Raw genomic sequence first — 16,018 nt, 5'->3', positions numbered from 1 at the left:
GGGGTTCAAGAATTTAGAATTTAGAATTTAGAATTTAGAATGGCTTTGTTGCATGAAAGTATATAGCTCTTTATAGTGTTCAAAAAGAGCTACAATATTTATTGTGATATAAAAACCTTTTTTACAAAGTCTTAAGACGGGTCTTAACGTAGGAGGATGATTGCAAGCAGGAGAAATTGAGCCTAAGCTAAAACAACTTAGCTGTCTTGCCTCGTCAACTGAACCTGCGTTAGCCCAGAGGTTAGATGAAGTAACACGCTGGATTAAGGATATTAGGCCAGGCTTATTAATGCAGAAAGGAGTCTTAGTAGGATTTTTGTTAGAATTAATTAAGGATGGAGAATTTTGGTTGAAATTGCAATCCTTAACAAACGAAGAAAGGCAACTATTTTTAAGTCATCTTCCATCACCAGTAAGGTACTGGTATGAAAATCTTTTTCCAAAATGGTTTAATGAAAACGACCGTAAATTCTATATATGGAAACAAAAGTTAAGATCGGGGGAATTTAATCAAGAAGATGCCGATATACTAAAATCTGTTGCTCGTCAGATAAAAAGTCGTGACGGGTGTGTTGTTCATCGTTATATCGCAGATTTGTCTATGGCAACAGATGTAATTGTGAGTAGTAGCACAGGTAAGCCTCTCTGTGTTCAAATTACTACTATGTCCGGAGAATTATGTAATCATAAGTATAAAGAATGGAAAGATACACTACAGCAATGGAGAATTAGAAGGGGTATTTTTGTTAGTTATAATCCCGGACAGGACCGCTCAGTTATTCAATTAGTAAATCTTGTTCTGCATAACAGCAAACATTTAACTGAGGCTAAATATATTAAATTTTGTTTTAGATAGGAATTGAGCAAATTTCTATTACATTTCAACTTGCACATCAAAGTACAGATTTTAATACTAGGCAGGATACATGGTAACAATTAGCAAAACTCTGTCAAATAAAGAACGTTTAGAAAAAGTTTGGCACGCTCTCCAAGAGGCTCAACAATTACAAGAAGACCGACTAACTTGGGGAATAAATCATGTCAATTTATACGTGGAAAATATTGATGGAGATTGGCTGGAAAAATGGGGTGAAGATGAACAGGAATTAAGTGAAAAGTTACCGATAAATTCATAAGTTTCCAACAAGTCAAAAGTTAAAAGACAAAAGTCAAAAAGAATTGGAGAAACAATAACAATGACTGAACTATACATTTAAGATGGTATAGCAGAAGAAAGAAAGAAGAAGGAAGAGGGAAACACTGGCGTTGTTTGAGCTTTAAGCTTTTGATATGTCTGCGCCCTTTCCTTCCACTGCTATATGAGCGATCGCCTTTATATTTTGTGATGGAGATGAAGAGCGATCGTTCAGAAAAATGAAGATACTATCCCTCAAACGTAGAAGGAAAAATCATCTAACACTCTAGGTTTTAGGCTTTTGATATGTTCTATAGCACAAGGAAGAAGGTTTTAGTTATCTAGGCGATTAGTTATCTAGGAGAGAAGGAAGAAGAAAAAATCTGGCGTTGTTTGATTTTTAAGCTTTTGATATGTCCTAACCTTTTTTTAGATCATTCTAACAGCTATAGCTACTGCTATATGTAAAAAATGTCACACCTAAAATGGAGATTTTATATCAAATCCGTTTAATTCGGCACGTAAAAAATGTTCCATCTTCAACGATTACCAAATATTTCTCCATCTCCCCATCCCCCCATCCTCCCATCTAATTACACCGATGCTACCGGATTTGATATTATGAGCAATTTTACAGAATTACCTGCAAATCTTCCTATCCCAGTAGATGATGGAACTTGTAATCACCTGCAAGGTTTGTTTTTGCCATCGCTTACTTTACCTTCAACCCATAATAGATATGTAGATTTATCTAAAATTTCAGGTTACGTCGTTATTTACTGTTATCCAATGACTGCTCAACCAGGTATTCTACTACCCGAACAATGGGACAAAATTCCTGGAGCAAGAGGATGTACCCCTCAATCATGTGCTTTTCGAGACCACCACCAAGAAATAACAGAGCTCAAAGTGCAAGTATTTGGCCTCAGTACACAAAAAACTGAATATCAGATAGAAGCAGCAAAGCGACTTCATTTACCTTTTGAACTTCTGAGTGATAGTGATTTAAACTTTTCCCAAGCGTTAAAATTGCCAATATTTGAAATAGAAGGAAAGCAACTACTCAAAAGAGTTACATTAATTGCACAAGCAGGAAAAATTATCAAAGTTTTTTATCCAGTATTCCCACCTGATAGAAATCCTGATGATGTAATTGATTGGTTACGAAATAATCTTGTGTAATAGTTAGTCAATAATCAGCTTAACAGACATAGCAATTATAGCGCTACGGGCAAGTTAGAAGTCAAAAGTCAAAAGTAATCTCTGACCTATTTTCAGCATTTAGTATTGTCCTAACTTAATTGCGTAGTACTATACATATTTTTAAAGCTCATTATTTATTTCCAAAACAAATTTAATATTTAAGAAAGATAAGATATTTGATTCTAGACTTTAAGCCTAGTTAGACATTATCCTACCTCAATTTACTGCTGATTTTTTTCAGATTTCAAAAAACTCTAAAAAATTCCCAACAGTCTGATTAAATTTTTCTGGCTCTACCAAAAATGCCCAATGATTTCCTAGAACTTTTTCCATTTTCAAATTCCTTAAATATTTCCGATAAGGCTTAATTTGCAACTCACTTCTATTTACACCTTTTTCCGGTTGAATAAACAAAGTCGGCACATCAATATATTCTGTTAAACCAGGAACTCGCATCACTTCTTCAAATATTTCATCCCGTGCCGGAATCACAAATTTACTTCCCCACTTACCATCAGATTTTTCTTCAAGACTTTCCTTAAATACTATCTGTTGCAATTCACTCCAACCTGCATATTTTCCTAACTGCTTTGCCTGAGCTTCTGCCTCAGCAAAACTATCAAATGGACCCATACCTTTAAGAGTTTCTAAAGTCCGATAAAGAATAGGAAAAGTAACTTTAATTAATCCTGGCATTTTGCCAATAAAAATAGGATCTATCAACATCATACTTTTAAATCTTTCTCGATTTTTTCCTGCCCAAATACAAGCTAATTTTCCCGTCCAAGAATGACCTAAAATATGAGCATCAGACCAATTTAAATGCTCCATGAGAGCTTCTAAATCAGTAATTGTTTTCTCAAAAGTATACCCACTTTCTGGTTTTCCACTTTCTCCATGACCACGCATATCTGGTGCAACAATATGATATTTATCAGCTAAATAATCTCCTAAACTTGACCAAACTAAAGCCAAATCTGCCAAACCATGTAATAACAAAAGTGGCTGTTTTTTCTCTTGACTTTCTTCTGGTTGCCACTCCAAGTAAGAAAGTTGAATCTCAGGTAAATTTAAAGTTTTGCGAGTATGAACCATAATTAAAAGTGTTTCTCAAGTTACTGTAGCTAGCTTTGGCTTTTTATTTTATCTTCCGAAGCAATCTCAATCTTACTGAGTAATTACACTTTAAACAAACTGAGTAGAGTCAACCATCATCTACTGGACTGACATACCTTAAATGGTGCAGAGCGATGGGGAGGGTGGTAAGTGTGGGGACCCACCCCTAACCGCTCCCAGGAGGCAAGGCTGTTTCATTCTCGATAGACACGGGGACACGGAGACACGGGGACGGAGGCTTTGAATTTATGATATTAAATTGATTTTATTCTGTTGATTCGGAGACCAGGGAAAAAAGGAACGGGGAATTTTTTACGGAAGGAAGATGTGAATTTATATGATGTAGCTTCTCAAGCTTTGAAAGACAAACTTCCTTTGAAAGAATGGGTTTTTATGTTACTAAATCAGGATGGGGAAAATGAACAGTTATCTCTGGATTTTGAGAATACTATGCCCAGGAAAGGAATCCATGTTAAACAATGTTTGAAAGCTAATACCATTTCTCTGTAACAATGCGCTTAATAATTCTTACCAAAACTTGAATTTTACTAATAGCTATTATCTTTTATTAAGCGCAACTTCATGGAGAATTGGTATAACTGCAAAAATTCAAATGCAGCAAATCAAGTTATGGAAAAAGTGCTTGATTATCTGACAACAAATATGAAAAATTTAGACAAAAAATATATGTCTGCTGCATCGAGAGATTTGAGGAATTTTCAAAGTTGGTCACAATTTCAGGAGTTAGAAGAACAAAAGGAATTACAGAAACAATGGTTTGCTGTGGTGGATGAGGCTTTATTTTGCAAAGAGCAACTATTATAAATAATATAATTAACTCATAGAAAAAATTAAATAGTATGGAACAATGCCCCATATGTGATACTAAATTTACAACAGGAAAGGTTAATTATTGTTCTACTTGTGGTTGGGATTTAACTCCATATCCGATAGGTTTTCAATTGCCAGAGTATTTTGCTCAGAGAGAAGAGGAGAAAATTTATTGGGCTAGGAAATTATGGCAGAAAATGGAATCTCAATTAGGGCAATATAAATCTGAACTCTCTCAACTACAATTTCAATTATCTGAGGCACGGTTAAAAAGAGTAGAATTGGAGGTACAAAATAGAGGACTTTTGTCTCAAACACAATGGTTAAATCAACTACAATCTGACTTACAAACTCAGAAAAAAGAATTAGAAGAGCAATTAGAAAATTCAGAGTATAATCGCTCCCTGCTGCAAAGTATAATAGACAAATTGGAGGCAGAAAACAAAGGAATTTTATGCCGAATAGAAGGGGTAATTCAACAATATTATGACTTACAAACTCAGGAAGAAGAATTAGAAAAGGAATTAAAAAATTCAGAGCATAATCGTTCCCTAATGCAAAGTAAAATAGATAAATTGGAGGCAGAAAATAGAGTATTTTTATCCCAAATAGAAGGGTTAAATCAACAATATTCTGACTTACAAACTCAGAAAAAAGAATTAGAAGAGCAGTTAAACTTATCTCATTACAAATCTTTTCACTTGCAAACTGAAAAGGAGAGATTGGAGGGAGAAAGGAAAAATTTTGTGTCTAAAATAGAACAGTTAAATCAAGAGTTATCAGATGTGAAAAAGAAGTTATCTAAGTTGCAAGAACCCAAAGATGGAAAATCCAAAGGAAAAAAAGATATGTGGGGAATAGATTAATCCCTTATTGCTTGTTGCTATTTTCGATTAGTCAACTTATTTTGGACGACTACTAAAATTAATTCAAATCAATTTGAATCTTTTTTCCACTTAAATAAATATCTGTACTACTTAAATCTTGTTCTCTAGCTAGTATATTTATCATTTGTATAGTTTTTTTAGTTGTATATCCGCTTTTCCTAACTTTTCATTCAGCGCCCTAATTTTAACTCTATTAATCCATTTCTTAATTAGATTACTACTTTCTAGAATGTAAAGTTGATCGTCGATTTTTCTGAATTCTTGCTTCTGCGATCGCGCTTGTTCTGTCAGGATACAATATAAGACAAAAGCTACAGGAACATCAAGATTTTTAGGTTCAATTTTTCCATTATCTTTGTCTTGAGCAAGCTCCTTACCTAAAGTAATTGGACATATCATTACTAACCAACCAGAATTGGGAGCAAACAGAGGAGGAAACATTCTTTTGACATCTTCCATTAATTCTCTTTTGTCTCTACGATAACAATAGTCATACTGAGTAACAATAATAATAATTGGAAAAGATTTTTTTCGAGCTGGTCTTCTATCAATACTCAAATATTGAAGATACTTACCCATAAGGTTAGCTTTACTTTCAATTGCAATCTTTTGCAGATTAGCATCAGTAACTGGATCTTTTAAATATTTACCTGATATACAGAAGAAAAAGCCACTAGATTCAGTAGCATAATCTCTAAGTGTTCTCACATCATCGTCGTTACTAGATAGATCTAACATAGAACCACCACGGTAGTCCAGCCATTCAAATTCTATTAATGGTTTGTATGCATAGCAAAGTTCAAAGTTGTAAATTTCAGGTTTATCGCTACCTGGAGGCCAACGTTCACCACCAGTTCCGTCCACAATTGCTGACCATAAAACAGTTAGTCGAATGCCTTCATCTGGATCGGTTGCCTTGAGACTGAATGTACTGCTATCTTGAATAGCTGTATACATTCCTACCATAAAGCAGGTTTTGCCTGAATCCTTATCTCCTAGCATTAGAATTTTAATTTTCTCAGACATTTTGCTCTTCTTAATTCAACTAATGATATTTGGAAATTTGAATATCAACGACGGTTTTTATTTTTAGTTATTGAAGTTCTTGAATCTTTAGTTGTAATGTGGTCAAATATTATTCCTAGATAAAAACCAATTAATAGACTCATAACTATACCTATAGCTAATTTATAGTTTTTCCAGATAACTAAGAGTATAAAAAAATAACAGCTAAGATGAATGATATCCCAACTACACGTCTCCAGGAAATAGAATGTAATAATCTTTTTATAAGAGTTTCAAGTGAATTACTTTTGGAAGCATTTCTGTTGTAAATTTCTGGAATATTAGAAGAATCATTTTTAACTTTTGAATTCCGTTTAGGTAACTTAGATAACTTTATGTGTTGAGTTACATCAGATTTATAAGTTGTGGCATTTGAGAATGGTCCTTCTAAAACATCTTTGTTTTGGGGAAGACCCAGGCAAAGAGATAGAGGTATATATTTATGTGGAGCATCAAAAAACTTACAACAGTTTTCCCACAATTTTTGTCTATTCTCTAGATTGTCAGGGCAAATAAAAGCTTGATTTTCTCCTTCTGAGCATGGGATAAAGTTTGGGGGGATAAATTTATTAAAGACATCAATATGACCTATAGATTCTGTTAGTTCTAATTTATAAGGATATTTATCAATATTTCTGTTAATTATTTGGTAATCTTTGAGATGCCATGATTTTTCTAAAGATGTGAATAAATCCTCAGACTTAAAAAATTCAATGTCTTCTAAATCAGGCAAAATTTTCAATGGATTAAAATATCTGTTGATCTGAGCAACATAACCAACAAAAATATGGAGTGGTCGGCCACCACCATCCTTGGCCATATGTTCATACCCTCGCTCGGAACCAATCAATTCTTTAGCCATACAAGTTACGCCAAAAACACAATGCTTATGATTTTTAAATAGGGACCAACGAGGACTCCCCGGTAACTTCTCTCGATACACTGTAGTCCCATGAATATATTTGCGTGCCCAATTCTGTTCTTCTGTTCCAAAATCATCAGGGATGGCCAGAAAACGATAATCTGCTTCTTTAGTTCTACCGTAAACTATTACAGACCATGACTCCATAAATTTATACCTCTAACTCTACAATTAGGGACATCATTTCATATATTATCTACTGTTTTATGGAGTTTTCGAATGAAGACCTATTCTGCAAGAAGAGAGGAAATATACACCCCCTTTCTTCTATCATCGGAACTGCTTTAACAAAGTCAGAAGTCACAAGTCAGAAGTTATTTTTGTAACGGGGATTTGAGCAACTCTCCAAAAATATTTCGCCAATCAAGGCGGGGTTTTAGACCCATATTATTTTGATAATTGATTGTTAAATCTGGGATATTACCATTAAAATTAAGTAGGTAGGCATTTCCAAAAAAGAATCTAGGAGCGTTAAATTCAACATCTTACAAAGGTTTGAAAAAGGATTGATAATTTTGATAGATATCTATTTAGATATCTCCGAAAATCAAAAACAAAATCAATTATTATCCATAAATAATCAATTCTTACTTTCTGTTCCCTATTCCCTCTTTTATGGAGATTTCTATTGTTAAGAGCCTCAATATTATAATTGTTTTAATATCAGAAAAAAAAATAAACTAATTATGACAAATATCCCTCGACGTCGCTCTGGTCGTAAAAATCAACCCCAAGAAGAGCGCGATACACTCTTAATGGTTGTACTGACATTTTTTAACTTTGGTAGCGGTGCCACAACTATCTTGGGAGCGATGCAAATATTACCAATATATTTAGCTTGGACTGTTGGTGGTGCTGTTCAACTAATGTTATTCCTTTTACAAGCTGGATTAACAGCAAAGCGTACTCCCTTACGCAAATGGTTGGCGATTATCATACTAGCTAGCGCCAGTGTTTATACTAGCTTTTTTACTTATTATGGAGAATTAGCTCAAGAAACGAATGAAAAGCGGGCTATGGATCGGGCAATCCAAGCTCATAACAGATTAGTTTCAGAGGTATATACGCCAATGGAAGACTCTCTTCGAGATTTACAACGAGAAGCTGAAAGACTTAGAGCAATTGCCGAAGCAGAAAAAGAAAGAGGTATTGACAGTGGATTTGTTGGTTATGGAGAGGAAGCAAGGAAACGAGATAAGCTAGCTCTGGAGAAAGAGATTAAAGCTGAAAATTTTCAGAAAACAGTTAATGAGCTGCGTCCATTGTTTGAATATAATCTCGAAAACCTGAAACCACAGGATATCCTGCAAAAGGATGGAGAAGCTTTATCTTCTGCACCACAAGAATTTCGTAATAATTATCCTGAATTAAAACGTGGTGACTACATAGATGAAGGAGCGGAAATTTCCTTACTTGCTCCATATCTTAAAGTAAAGAATCAGGAGGAAGCTGCTCTCATAGCTTTGTTAATTGCAGTAGGAGTAGATGGGATGGCAATTATGTTGGGAACGTCAATTGTTACCAAGTTGGTACCACCGGAAGAACGTCGCTCTCCTGTCGCTATTGTTGCTAATTCTATTGCTAGTTCTATTAGAGAGGTTAGAACATCCTTTGCCAAAGTAAATAATGCTGGTAGAGAGTCTTTTCTAGCAGAAGACGAGGATTTGCAAGCTGCGGTAGAATTGGTGACTTTGAATGTGAAAGGAAAAGGTTCCAATTTTCTCAACAATTTTTACCATGCTATTTCAGAAGTAGAACCACATATTATTAATTATTCAGCACTGACACAAAAATATAGAACAGATGAGAATATGCACAATCCAATCCGAGTATTTATTGACAAACTAAGAGAACCAAGAAGAGCATGGGTTGTAAGAAACACCAACAATACCGAGTGGGTAGTACCACCGGAACATTATCATCAACTCGTAAATTGGCTACAAAAAGAAATTAAACGCCAAAAAAGTTCGGAAGCAGAGATAGGGGAAGAGATAGATTTTGGTTTTGGATTTTCTGAACTTCAAGAAACTCCTGTCCAATTTAAGATACCAGTAAATCCTAATTCTAACTAAGTGTTATGTCTCATTAAATTAGTGATTAAGTGGATTTTATATTACTCAAATAAAACAGTAGTTATAGTGCTTTGAAACATTCATTATTACAACGCTTCCCATTGTTATAAGGTTCACCTATCGCGGGCAAGATGCCCGCACTACATGATTTTCACCATTTACCCTGTACATTATTTGCCCGAAACGTGCTGTACATACAAACCAACTAATAGACTCATAAATATTTGTATAGCTAAGGTATATTTGTTCCAGATAACTAAAAGTACCAAACCAATAGAAATTGAGATTAATAATACCATCCGAATTGGAAGACGTCTCCTGGAAATAGAATATGATGAATTATGTGTTGTCTTAGAAGCATTTCTATTGTCAGGTTCTCTAATTTTCGAGGGTTCATTTATAACATTTGAATTCCGTTTAGGTAACTTAGAGAACTTTATATTTTGAGTTGTGTCAAAAGTTGTGGCATTTGAAAACGGTCCTTCTAAAACATCTTTTTTTCGAGGAAGACCTAGACAAAGAGAGAGGGATGTATGTTGATGTGGATAATCAAAAAACTTACAGCAATTCTCCCACAAATTCTGTCTATATTCTAGACTATCAGGGCAAATAAAAGTTCTATTTTCTCCTTCTAAACACGGGATAAATTCCGGGGGGATAGATTTATTAGTATAACCTGTAGATTCTGTCACCCTAGAATAATTTAGTTCTAAGTTATAAGGATATTCATCAATCTTTCTGCCAATTAATTGGTAATTTTTGAGATGCCACGATTTTTCTAAAGATATTAATAAAGACTTAGGCTTAAAAAATTCAAGGTTTTCTAAGTCAGGCAAAATTTTCAATGGATTAAAATCTTCGTTTATCTGAGCAACATAACCAACAAAAATATGGAGCGATCGCCCCCCAGGACCCTTGGTCATATACTCATACCCTCGCTCGGAACCAATCAATTCTTTAACCATACAAGTCACGCCGAAAACGCAATGCTTATGATTTTTAAATAGAGACCAACGAGGATTCCCCGGTAACTCCTCTCGCTTCACTGTAGTCCCATGAATATATTTGCGTGCCCAATTCTGTTCTTCTGTTCCAAAATCATCAGGTATGGCCAGAAAACGATAATCTGCTTCTTTGGTTCTACCGTAAACTATTACAGACCATAAGACCATAAATTTATACCTCTAACTATACAATTAGGGATACTAATTCATATATTACCTCCTGTTTTATGGAGTCCTAATGGAATACGAACCTTTCTTTCCCTTCTTCCCTTCTTCCTTCTTCCCTCTTCCCTCTTCCTTCCTAATTAAGACCGCTGAAACCTTAAAGCATCAATTGATTGAGCAGTTAAAAATACTCCCAAAACAATATAACTCAACAACATAATTATACTGCTAGTATCCACAAGTCCCTGAATAATATTAGTGTAATGTGTCAACATTGATAAATGTCTTAATGCTTCTGCTAAAGGACCACTAACATTATTTGCTACAACATCAATTACCCACAAAAATAATACTAATGCAAAGGTAAGAATGGCAGACAAAATTGTACTATCTGTCAAAGAAGAAATAAACATTCCTAATGATAATACTGCTCCAGCTAGTAATATTAAACCTCCATGTCCTAACAAAAGTAACACTGGCGAAATAGGTGGTTCAGCAGCACCAATAGCAATAGCTTCCAACCCTAATAATGGCAATACCATAGAAATATAAAATGTTAATACAGCTAATAATTTTCCTGTTGCTACTGCCCAGTTTGTAATCGGAGAAGTAGCTAATAATTCCAAAGTTCCTCTTTTTCTTTCTTCTGCATATAAACTCATAGATAACATCGGCAGTAAAAACAAAGAAAGAGAACCCATAATACCCAGATAAGCTTTTAAAAATTCGTATGGTGCATCAACTGGCGGTTCAGTAATTCCTAATTGGTCTCTAGTCGCAATTTGTTGAATAATTCCATCCGGTCCTAACAAAATAGCAACTAAAAAATATCCTCCCAATAGCCAAAATATTCCTGTAATTGCATAAGCTAATGGTGATGCAAAATATCCCTGTAATTCTTTTCTGTAGATTGCCAAAATATTGCTAATTACTACTAGCATTGCTTAATATCCTTATAAATTATCTTCATTTACCTTGATCGGGAGTCAAATTCTCAGTTAAATATTAAGCATAAATATTTACTTAATCCTTGACTCCTATTGACGTAAGCATTTCCTGCGGAATGCTGCACAAACAGCTATTAGCTGTCAGCTATCAGCAACAAGATTCTCTCCTTAAAGACAGTGTTTGAATTAATATAGACTTTAATGGCAAAGGAGCCAACTTTTGTAGTAAGAGAATTAATAAAGCTTTTATCTTAAACCAAAAGCAATAGCTGTTAACGCAGTTCCTCCGGAGGAGGCTAGCTGATTGCTGACGGCTGTTTGCGTTTGCGTAGCATCCCGTAGGGAAGCAGTCCGCAGGAAATGCTTACCTATTGACCACTATAATTTTATTCCTATTTCTTACTTCTTAATTTCTTACTTTTGACTTTTGACTTTTGACTTTTGACTTATTTCTTACTTCTTAATTTCTTACTTTTGACTTTTGACTTTTGACTTAATTTTGTGGTGGGGAATTTTGGTTTCAATCATCTGTTTCTGTCACATCTTGCCAAGGATCGGGAAGAGGATTTTGATTTTTCTGAAGTTCAATATTTCGGTCATTATTCACTCTATTTATGACAGAATTTGCTGATACCTCAATCGATGAATTTTTAGAAGCTTCACCTGTAGTTAACCCTAAGAAAACATCTTCTAAACTAGCACGAGTTCGGCGCAATTCGCATAAATTCAAACCATTAGAAATTATAGTATTAGCAATTTCTTTTCCTGGTTCCATATCTGGTTGAGATTTTATTTGTATTCTGAAGCGACTTTCATTATCTGATTTAATTTTTTCTAGAGATTGAACCCCCGGAACTTCAGCTAATAATTTTAATCCTGTTTCCATTGCCTGATTTTCTCCCTCAATTTCTACTTCATATCCCCACCCACTTGCTGATTTATTACTCATTTCTTCAGGACTACCTGTAGCGACAATTTCACCATAATTAATAATCGTCACTCGATTACAAGTCATACTAACTTCCGGCAAAATATGAGTAGATAAAATAATCGTATGGTCATTAGCCAAACTTTTAATTAAATTTCTCACTTCAATAATTTGTCTAGGGTCAAGACCAACAGTAGGTTCATCTAATATAATTACTTGCGGGTCATGTACCAAAGCTTGAGCAATACCAACCCTTTGTTTATAACCCTTAGAAAGTTTTCTAATTAATATTTTCCGCTTATCTAATAATCCACATCTCTTCATTGCCACCTTAACCTTAGAAGAGCGATCGCCCGCAGGAACACGTTTTATTCTTGTCACAAAAAATAAAAAACTTTCCACAGTCATTTCTGGATACAAAGGCGGAATTTCTGGTAGATAACCAATCAATTGTCGTACTGCCATAGAATCTTCATGGACATCATAACCAGCAATTTTAGCCGTGCCGCTCGTAGCAGGCAAATATCCAGCTAATATCCGCATTGTTGTAGTTTTACCTGCGCCATTCGGACCTAAAAATCCCAATATTTCTCCTTGTTGTACAGCAAAGGATACCTCCTTAATTGCTGAGGTTGAACCATAAATTTTGCTTAACTTCTCAACTTCAATCATTATGACCTTAAATAAGCTATTAAGTATAAACTTTTAATGATAAACTATTAATAGATAGATTACCTCAAATCTTGGGTAAAAATATAGCTTTGCTAACTAACTATAAATCCGATCAAATCATCATTTACCATTTTATATCAGTAAGTTTATTCTGAATTTTTCAAGACAAAACTAACTATCAACATTGTCTTAATTTTAATTATTTGCCTTAGTTTTAACAAAAATTTTTATAGATGCTAACTTTACTTTAGGCAAAAAAATTCCTTTGACTTTAGGTTTAAATAAGTGCTTATGCAAAATTAATTACACATTTTATTATATATCTCCAATCTTATCCAGAAATTATCAATTATTCCCCTCCTGGGAGGGGTTAGGGGTGGGTTCCCTGTTCCCTATTCCCTATTCCCTATTCCCTATTCCCTGTTCCCTCTCTCAACCAGGAAATTGATTTTGCACAACTACTTATTATGTTAAAAATTAAAACTATACTAGCCACATTAGCAGTAGTCACATTCCTACTACCAAACAATCAACTATCAGTTAAGGCCAACACTACTTCCTCAGAAAATTCTACCCCAACAGAACAGACAAAAGACACCGAAGAACCAAAAAATATATACGAACAGGCCAAACAAGAATTACCTGATGACCTTTACGCACTGTATCGAATGGTTGACCGTATTGCTAGAGCAAATGGACTAGACGAAAAACCTTGGCGAATCATCATATTGCCCAAGTATGAAATCAATGCCTTTGCTACAGAAGTTAATCTGATTGCCATGTACAACGGTATCCTAGACCAACTTGTAGGAGATGCCTCTGCCATAGCTTGTGTAGTAGCCCACGAAATGGCACATCATACTGAAAGGCACATAGCTTTGGCCACACCAGAAAAACTTGCTTTGATCGAAAAAATTGAACAAGAGGCTCAACAAGAAGTTCTGGCAGAAAAACAGGATGCTCAAGCAGAGGCAACTGGTATGTCCATTGGGGGTACTGCAGCCAGAGTATTTGGAGGCAGAGCAGGGAGAGTTGGTGGTGCTGTTTTGGGCACTGCTAGTCGTCAACGCATTAAAGCTAGCCAAGAAAAAATCAATGAAATTGTCGCTCAGAAAAAAGAAGAATTAGAACAAACTTTGGCTGAAGAAAGCCGTAAAAGAGAATTAGAAGCTGACGAAAAGGGATATTTGTATTCAGCAAAGGCAGGTTTTGAACCAGAGGGTTGTTTAAGAGCAATGAATGTTTTGCTGCAAACTCCAGGTGCTGAATTTGATACTACTCATCCCGCCGTACCTAAACGTATTGAAGCCCTAAAAGATTTAATGGTCAAATCTCCAGCAACATCTCTAGCAGAAGAGGGTAAAGCCCTTATTTCTCAAACTGAACCTTTGAGTTATGATTTGTCTAAAGATGGAAAATCTTTGAGAGTTAATTCTAGTCGCGGTGGTTCTTCTGGAGATGATATAGAACGTTTATTTGATTAGTGAAAATTATCAAATTTAATAAGGTCTATATTTATAGATATTCATAGGTTTATTTGATTACAATTATGCCTATGAAATAATTGTATTTTAGTAGTAGATAGTAGCTAGCAACTTTATTTAGGGTTTGCGTATGGAAAGTATGAGTGGTAGGGGTAGGAGACAACCCACCCCTAGCCCCTCCCAGGAGGGGAAGACAGGAGACAGGAGACAGGAGACAGGAGAAATGGAAATTAATTGAGGAGGTAGTCGTAAAAATTGTTCCAAGATTTTTCTGCCATAATCATCCCAAAATACTAGCTTTATACAGCTCTTTAGACCGAAGCAGGCGCACTTTTTTCGATCAAAAAAGGCAGCAAATCAATATCTGTCAGTGCTTTGATATTTAATCAGCAAGCCCTATTTAGTGAAAATATCTTAGTTTTGCAGAAAACCTGAAAAATAAATAGGTAAAATAGGGTTTAGATTCAAATTTAGCTATTAATTATTATTAAATTAAGACCGTGAATTGCACCTTATTCTAGATATTTTTATAATAAATTGATGTGTAAAAAACTCTATTTATAGAAGTTTTAATTAACATAGAATACAGAGGCTTTGGCTGAAAGACAGCTATGCTATTTGTGCAGCATGATAAACTGAAAAGCAGAAGGCATAAGTTTTGTATTCTACCTTTGTGAAAATCGCTATAAAGTTAAATATAAAGATATTTATACCATTTAATTGAGTAAATATTTAGAGCTATTAAATCGGAACTTTATTAATACCAACTTACAGCAATAGTCTCATAAATTCTTTCTCTTAATAAGAGTTAAACAATCGATATAAAATTATTGTTATTTAAAATTTTTAGCCAAATCCATGTTTTTTAACTTTTTTAAGTTCATAAGCAAAATTAATTACACATCCTATTGACTTCCTGTTTCCTGTTCCCTGTTCCCTGTTCCCTGTTCCCTGTTCCCTCTCTCAACTAGGAAATTTATTTTGCACGACTACTAATATACTTAGTTCGTGAAACTCGATCGGATTGTGTTTATAATAATGTTTTAACGATTTCTTAAGGATTAATAAAGATACTGATGAGTGCAATTCAATTTATTCAAGGTGTTGATGAAGAGGCTATACCAGAAGTACGTCTAACCCGTTCTCGTAGCGGTAATCAGGGGACGGCCACATTTATTTTTGAGGACCCCAAGGCTTTAGGTCAGGATGTTACTGACAATATTACAGGAATGTATATGATTGATGAAGAAGGCCAAATTACCAGTCGCGAAGTTAAGGCCAGATTTGTTAATGGTCAGCCGAAAGGGCTGGAGGGACTTCATGTGATGAAATCTAAAGAAGATTGGGACCGCTTTATGCGGTTCATGGAGCGTTATGCTAAAGATCATGGTTTAGAATTTAGTCAGGCTTGATTCGTTCCCCAGACCAGTAAGTAACTTTTGAGTCTGGGGCTAACTGCTAAAAGTTGAGTGCCCAAAAGAAATCTCTGAAAAAGGTGGTCTTATACCAATTTGATAAATGTTTGCAACAAATCGCTATATAATCATATTAGTTAGGTAGGACTCAGGTAGGGGAGCTGTCGAATTG

At 34.8% G+C, this 16,018-nt stretch carries 15 protein-coding genes; 9 read left to right on the top strand and 6 right to left on the bottom strand.

Annotated elements, in window-relative coordinates; translation table 11 throughout:
* Positions 1 to 160 precede the first annotated feature (160 nt).
* From SAGCYANO_RS17105 to SAGCYANO_RS17095, 3 genes are all read left to right on the top strand, one after another.
* The gene (locus SAGCYANO_RS17105; RefSeq protein ID WP_202221183.1) at positions 161 to 856 is read left to right on the top strand and encodes a hypothetical protein; all 696 of its coding nucleotides are present in this window, start codon (positions 161 to 163) and stop codon (positions 854 to 856) included.
* Positions 857 to 926: 70 nt separating this feature from the next.
* The gene (locus tag SAGCYANO_RS17100) at positions 927 to 1,136 is read left to right on the top strand and encodes a hypothetical protein (RefSeq protein WP_202221182.1); all 210 of its coding nucleotides are present in this window, start codon (positions 927 to 929) and stop codon (positions 1,134 to 1,136) included.
* Between the two features lie 527 nt (positions 1,137 to 1,663).
* Positions 1,664 to 2,317: a peroxiredoxin gene (locus SAGCYANO_RS17095; RefSeq protein ID WP_237396260.1), complete on the top strand. Its 654-nt coding sequence runs from the start codon at positions 1,664 to 1,666 to the stop codon at positions 2,315 to 2,317.
* 258 nt (positions 2,318 to 2,575) lie between these two features.
* Here the strand turns inward: SAGCYANO_RS17095 and SAGCYANO_RS17090 are convergent, their stop codons facing one another.
* The gene (locus SAGCYANO_RS17090) at positions 2,576 to 3,433 is read right to left on the bottom strand and encodes an alpha/beta fold hydrolase (protein ID WP_202221180.1); all 858 of its coding nucleotides are present in this window, start codon (positions 3,431 to 3,433) and stop codon (positions 2,576 to 2,578) included.
* 348 nt (positions 3,434 to 3,781) lie between these two features.
* Here SAGCYANO_RS17090 and SAGCYANO_RS17085 point away from each other — a divergent pair, with 348 nt between their 5' ends.
* From SAGCYANO_RS17085 to SAGCYANO_RS17075, 3 genes are all read left to right on the top strand, one after another.
* Positions 3,782 to 3,964, top strand: coding sequence for a hypothetical protein (locus SAGCYANO_RS17085; protein ID WP_202221179.1), 183 nt, complete (start codon positions 3,782 to 3,784; stop codon positions 3,962 to 3,964).
* Positions 3,965 to 4,036: 72 nt separating this feature from the next.
* Positions 4,037 to 4,279, top strand: coding sequence for a hypothetical protein (locus SAGCYANO_RS17080; RefSeq protein ID WP_202221178.1), 243 nt, complete (start codon positions 4,037 to 4,039; stop codon positions 4,277 to 4,279).
* A 35-nt stretch (positions 4,280 to 4,314) separates the two neighbouring features.
* A complete protein-coding gene (locus tag SAGCYANO_RS17075; RefSeq protein WP_202221177.1) occupies positions 4,315 to 5,151 on the top strand; it encodes a hypothetical protein in 837 nt (278 codons plus the stop codon).
* Positions 5,152 to 5,292: 141 nt separating this feature from the next.
* Here SAGCYANO_RS17075 and SAGCYANO_RS17070 read toward each other — a convergent pair whose 3' ends face one another.
* Together SAGCYANO_RS17070 and SAGCYANO_RS17065 are read right to left on the bottom strand one after the other, a co-directional pair.
* Entirely contained in the window at positions 5,293 to 6,198 is a 906-nt protein-coding gene (locus SAGCYANO_RS17070; protein ID WP_202221176.1) for a hypothetical protein, read from the bottom strand.
* A 181-nt stretch (positions 6,199 to 6,379) separates the two neighbouring features.
* Positions 6,380 to 7,306, bottom strand: a complete 927-nt coding sequence (locus SAGCYANO_RS17065) for a hypothetical protein (RefSeq protein ID WP_202221175.1) — start codon at positions 7,304 to 7,306, stop codon at positions 6,380 to 6,382.
* A gap of 539 nt (positions 7,307 to 7,845) precedes the next feature.
* Here SAGCYANO_RS17065 and SAGCYANO_RS17060 point away from each other — a divergent pair.
* The gene (locus SAGCYANO_RS17060; RefSeq protein ID WP_202221174.1) at positions 7,846 to 9,231 is read left to right on the top strand and encodes a hypothetical protein; all 1,386 of its coding nucleotides are present in this window, start codon (positions 7,846 to 7,848) and stop codon (positions 9,229 to 9,231) included.
* Between the two features lie 170 nt (positions 9,232 to 9,401).
* On the opposite strand, the gene SAGCYANO_RS17055 is transcribed toward SAGCYANO_RS17060, so the two are convergent.
* The 3 genes from SAGCYANO_RS17055 to SAGCYANO_RS17045 form a co-directional block, all read right to left on the bottom strand.
* Positions 9,402 to 10,403 (bottom strand): hypothetical protein, encoded by a 1,002-nt coding sequence (locus SAGCYANO_RS17055; RefSeq protein ID WP_202221173.1) that lies wholly within the window; start codon positions 10,401 to 10,403, stop codon positions 9,402 to 9,404.
* A gap of 137 nt (positions 10,404 to 10,540) precedes the next feature.
* Complete coding sequence (locus SAGCYANO_RS17050; RefSeq protein WP_202221172.1) at positions 10,541 to 11,341, bottom strand: ABC transporter permease; 801 nt, start codon at positions 11,339 to 11,341, stop codon at positions 10,541 to 10,543.
* A gap of 526 nt (positions 11,342 to 11,867) precedes the next feature.
* The gene (locus SAGCYANO_RS17045) at positions 11,868 to 12,947 is read right to left on the bottom strand and encodes an ABC transporter ATP-binding protein (protein WP_202221171.1); all 1,080 of its coding nucleotides are present in this window, start codon (positions 12,945 to 12,947) and stop codon (positions 11,868 to 11,870) included.
* Positions 12,948 to 13,414: 467 nt separating this feature from the next.
* Between SAGCYANO_RS17045 and SAGCYANO_RS17040 the strand changes: the two genes are divergently transcribed.
* A complete protein-coding gene (locus tag SAGCYANO_RS17040; RefSeq protein WP_202221170.1) occupies positions 13,415 to 14,431 on the top strand; it encodes a M48 family metallopeptidase in 1,017 nt (338 codons plus the stop codon).
* A 1,076-nt stretch (positions 14,432 to 15,507) separates the two neighbouring features.
* Entirely contained in the window at positions 15,508 to 15,843 is a 336-nt protein-coding gene (gene psb28, locus SAGCYANO_RS17035) for a photosystem II reaction center protein Psb28 (RefSeq protein WP_202221169.1), read from the top strand.
* Positions 15,844 to 16,018 lie beyond the last annotated feature (175 nt).

It is taken from the genome of Okeania sp. KiyG1 (assembly GCF_014132355.1).
Classification (GTDB): Bacteria; Cyanobacteriota; Cyanobacteriia; order Cyanobacteriales; family Microcoleaceae; genus Okeania.
Note: the sequence above shows the minus strand (reverse complement) of the source record. Positions and strands in the feature narration are given on the sequence as shown.

Bases quoted from the DNA above. Each gene is read 5' to 3' on its own strand.
- SAGCYANO_RS17100 (WP_202221182.1), top strand. From the start codon at position 927: ATGGTAACAATTAGCAAAACTCTGTCAAATAAAGAACGTTTAGAAAAA.
- SAGCYANO_RS17095 (WP_237396260.1), top strand. From the start codon at position 1,664: ATGTTCCATCTTCAACGATTACCAAATATTTCTCCATCTCCCCATCCC.
- SAGCYANO_RS17090 (WP_202221180.1), bottom strand. From the start codon at position 3,433: ATGGTTCATACTCGCAAAACTTTAAATTTACCTGAGATTCAACTTTCT.
- SAGCYANO_RS17080 (WP_202221178.1), top strand. From the start codon at position 4,037: ATGGAGAATTGGTATAACTGCAAAAATTCAAATGCAGCAAATCAAGTT.
- SAGCYANO_RS17075 (WP_202221177.1), top strand. From the start codon at position 4,315: ATGGAACAATGCCCCATATGTGATACTAAATTTACAACAGGAAAGGTT.
- SAGCYANO_RS17070 (WP_202221176.1), bottom strand. From the start codon at position 6,198: ATGTCTGAGAAAATTAAAATTCTAATGCTAGGAGATAAGGATTCAGGC.
- SAGCYANO_RS17065 (WP_202221175.1), bottom strand. From the start codon at position 7,306: ATGGAGTCATGGTCTGTAATAGTTTACGGTAGAACTAAAGAAGCAGAT.
- SAGCYANO_RS17060 (WP_202221174.1), top strand. From the start codon at position 7,846: ATGACAAATATCCCTCGACGTCGCTCTGGTCGTAAAAATCAACCCCAA.
- SAGCYANO_RS17055 (WP_202221173.1), bottom strand. From the start codon at position 10,403: ATGGTCTTATGGTCTGTAATAGTTTACGGTAGAACCAAAGAAGCAGAT.
- SAGCYANO_RS17050 (WP_202221172.1), bottom strand. From the start codon at position 11,341: ATGCTAGTAGTAATTAGCAATATTTTGGCAATCTACAGAAAAGAATTA.
- SAGCYANO_RS17045 (WP_202221171.1), bottom strand. From the start codon at position 12,947: ATGATTGAAGTTGAGAAGTTAAGCAAAATTTATGGTTCAACCTCAGCA.
- SAGCYANO_RS17040 (WP_202221170.1), top strand. From the start codon at position 13,415: ATGTTAAAAATTAAAACTATACTAGCCACATTAGCAGTAGTCACATTC.
- psb28 (WP_202221169.1), top strand. From the start codon at position 15,508: ATGAGTGCAATTCAATTTATTCAAGGTGTTGATGAAGAGGCTATACCA.